Source organism: Acidithiobacillus sp. TH-A35 (genome assembly GCF_057473505.1).
Window position 1 is genome coordinate 1 of record NZ_JBYCKR010000100.1, and the last position, 2,343, is coordinate 2,343.

4 protein-coding genes are annotated in these 2,343 nt (G+C 60.6%); 1 reads left to right on the plus strand and 3 read right to left on the minus strand.

Features of this window, described 5'->3' with window-relative positions:
- Window positions 1-89: 89 nt before the first annotated feature.
- The 3 genes from AC2VNK_RS03715 to AC2VNK_RS03725 all read right to left on the minus strand — a co-directional run bounded on the left by AC2VNK_RS03715 (window position 90) and on the right by AC2VNK_RS03725 (window position 1,340).
- Window positions 90-401 carry a BolA family protein gene (locus tag AC2VNK_RS03715; RefSeq protein ID WP_486882835.1) on the minus strand — a complete coding sequence of 104 codons (312 nt, stop codon included), beginning with the start codon at window positions 399-401 and terminating at the stop codon, window positions 90-92.
- A complete protein-coding gene (locus AC2VNK_RS03720) occupies window positions 398-700 on the minus strand; it encodes a YciI family protein (protein ID WP_486882836.1) in 303 nt (100 codons plus the stop codon). The genes AC2VNK_RS03715 and AC2VNK_RS03720 overlap by 4 nt, the downstream gene beginning before the upstream one ends.
- Before the next feature lie 82 nt (window positions 701-782).
- Window positions 783-1,340, minus strand: a complete 558-nt coding sequence (locus AC2VNK_RS03725; protein WP_291523061.1) for a septation protein A — start codon at window positions 1,338-1,340, stop codon at window positions 783-785.
- 63 nt (window positions 1,341-1,403) lie between these two features.
- Here AC2VNK_RS03725 and AC2VNK_RS03730 point away from each other — a divergent pair, with 63 nt between their 5' ends.
- A complete protein-coding gene (locus AC2VNK_RS03730) occupies window positions 1,404-2,267 on the plus strand; it encodes an ATP-binding protein (protein ID WP_486882837.1) in 864 nt (287 codons plus the stop codon).
- Window positions 2,268-2,343: the final 76 nt, after the last annotated feature.

Sequence of the window (2,343 nt, forward strand, 5' to 3'; positions counted from 1 at the left end):
AAGGTCTGCCCGCGAAAGCGATGAATGTAGGGCGAAGACTCGCGGAAGCTGCGGACGAAGCTATCGGCTGGCATCTGAGCACGCCGCCCCTAAAGGACATTCAGGGCGATGGCTGGACGCTGTGTTTTGGGCGGGTTTTGGGCGGCATACTCCTCCGGGCTATAGGCCTTGATCGACAGCGCGTGTATCTCGTGACGCACCGGATCGGTGGCCGCATTGACCAGGCGGTGACGTGCCAATGGGACCAAGCCCGCGAACTGGCTGCTGACAATGCGCACCTCGTAATGCCCGCCACCGCCAGACGCCGCATGACCACTGTGGGCTTCCGTCCGGTCATCGATTTCCAGGAATTCCGGATTCAGGGCGTCACGCAATAAATTACCAAGGATTTCCTTGTTCATGGCAAAAATACTCCTTTATAAGGGCGAACGCTGACCTCTGCGTAAACACCGCCACTGAGATAAGGTTCGGCGGCAGCCCAGGTATGGGCGTCCTCCAGCGAGTCAAAACGGGCAATGATCAGGCTGCCGGTAAACCCCGATTCGCCCGGTTCCTCGCTGTCTATAGCGGGGAATGGCCCCGCAGTCAGTAAACGCCCCTCGGATTGCAACTGATGCAGGCGCGCCAGATGATCGCCCCGCGCCATCTGGCGCTTGCCCAGGGAATCGGGATTGTCCGTGCCAATAATGCAGTAATACATGAACCTTTTCCTGTCGGTGAGATGTATGTCCTAAAGCTGCCCCATTTGCAGCCCGTTGGCAACTGTCCCCGACGATCAGAGGCTACGCCGACGAATCGCCATCCTTAGCCTCTTGCGGCAAAGCACGCGAGATCACCACCGCTTGAAAGAGCACGAAAATGACGGTGATGGCGAGCATGCCGAAAAGCTTGAAATCCACCCAGATACTCGTCGAAAACGCATAGGCCACGATCAGGTTCAGGACCGCGCCGAAGAGAAAGAAGGCGATCCAGTAGCCATTGAGGCGCCGCCAGAAAGACAGGGGCAGCGCGGCCGGCAGTTGTCCGCCCATCAGGCGCTGCAGGAGGGGTTGCTCGCGCCAGTGGGTAAAGAGCAGGGCCGCCGCGAACAGCACATAGAGAATGCTGGGTTTGACCTTGATGAAGGTGTCGTTATGAAAATACAGGGTCAGGCCGCCGAAGGTCAGGATCAGCAGGGTGGAAACCCAGGTCATGGTTTCGACCCGACCCCGCCGCCACCACTGCCAGGCCATCAGCAGGATGGCGGCAACGATAAGCACCTCGGTGGCCGTGTAGATCCCGTGAATCTTGTAGGCCACGAAAAAGAGGATGATGGGGAGGAAATCGGTAAGCAGTTTCATGACGCGCCACGGTAAATGGGGTTAATCTTACGCTATCTAATCACAGAAAGGAGTTCGTGGACAGTGGAACGTCAACAGGTGATTCAGGGTTTAGCCGCCCTTTTGGGGGACAGCAGCAGCCATCCTCTGCCCGATTTTGCCGGGGTAAGGGCCGCCCGCTGGCGCCATCTGCCCCTCGGTGGCCGTCTGGAAGGGGTGGCCCGCGTGGACTTGCCGGAGATGGACGAACTGCTCGGTATCGAAGACGCCAAGGCCGCACTGGACTTGAACACCCGCCAGTTTGTCGCCGGTTTTCCCGCCAATGACGCCTTACTCTGGGGCGGGCGGGGCACGGGCAAGTCTTCGTTGGTCAAGGCGCTCCTGCGCCGTTATGCGGATCGGGGGCTGCGGGTGATTGAAATCGACCCGGACGGCATCCTCGACCTGCCGGAGATTCTGGCGGCACTGCAGGCAGCCGATCCACAGCAGGCCTATTACTTTGTGCTCTTCTGCGATGACCTGTCTTTCGGTGGCGATGACCCCGGCTACAAGGCCCTCAAGTCCCTGCTGGACGGTGGGGTGGAGGCGCGTCCGGACAACGTGCTGCTCTACGCCACCAGCAACCGGCGGCATCTGATGCCGCGTCATTTCGCCGACAACGAGGAATATCAGCGCCACGGTGAGGAAATCATCCCCGGCGAGACGGCGGAAGAAAAAATCAGCCTTTCCGAGCGCTTCGGCTTATGGCTGGGCTTTTATCCCTTTGATCAGGCCATGTATCTCGATATTTGCATTATCCATCTGCAACGTCTGGGGGTGCGGACGCCGCCGGCGGAGTGGCGGGAGGAAGCCTTGCGCTGGGCCTTGCAGCGCGGCTCGCGCAGTGGCCGGGTGGCGCGGCAGTTTGCCCGTCACTGGGCCGGGTCCAGGGCGCTGGCGGCACGATAGCCGGCGCGCGCGGTACCCGGTCAGGCGTGTATGACCTGGGCTACCAGCCGAACGCCGAGGGCGGCGCAGACACGGT

Coding starts and splice junctions, on each gene's coding strand:
- AC2VNK_RS03720 (WP_486882836.1), bottom strand. CDS start 700: ATGTATTACTGCATTATTGGCACGGACAATCCCGATTCCCTGGGCAAG.
- AC2VNK_RS03725 (WP_291523061.1), bottom strand. CDS start 1,340: ATGAAACTGCTTACCGATTTCCTCCCCATCATCCTCTTTTTCGTGGCC.
- AC2VNK_RS03715 (WP_486882835.1), bottom strand. CDS start 401: ATGAACAAGGAAATCCTTGGTAATTTATTGCGTGACGCCCTGAATCCG.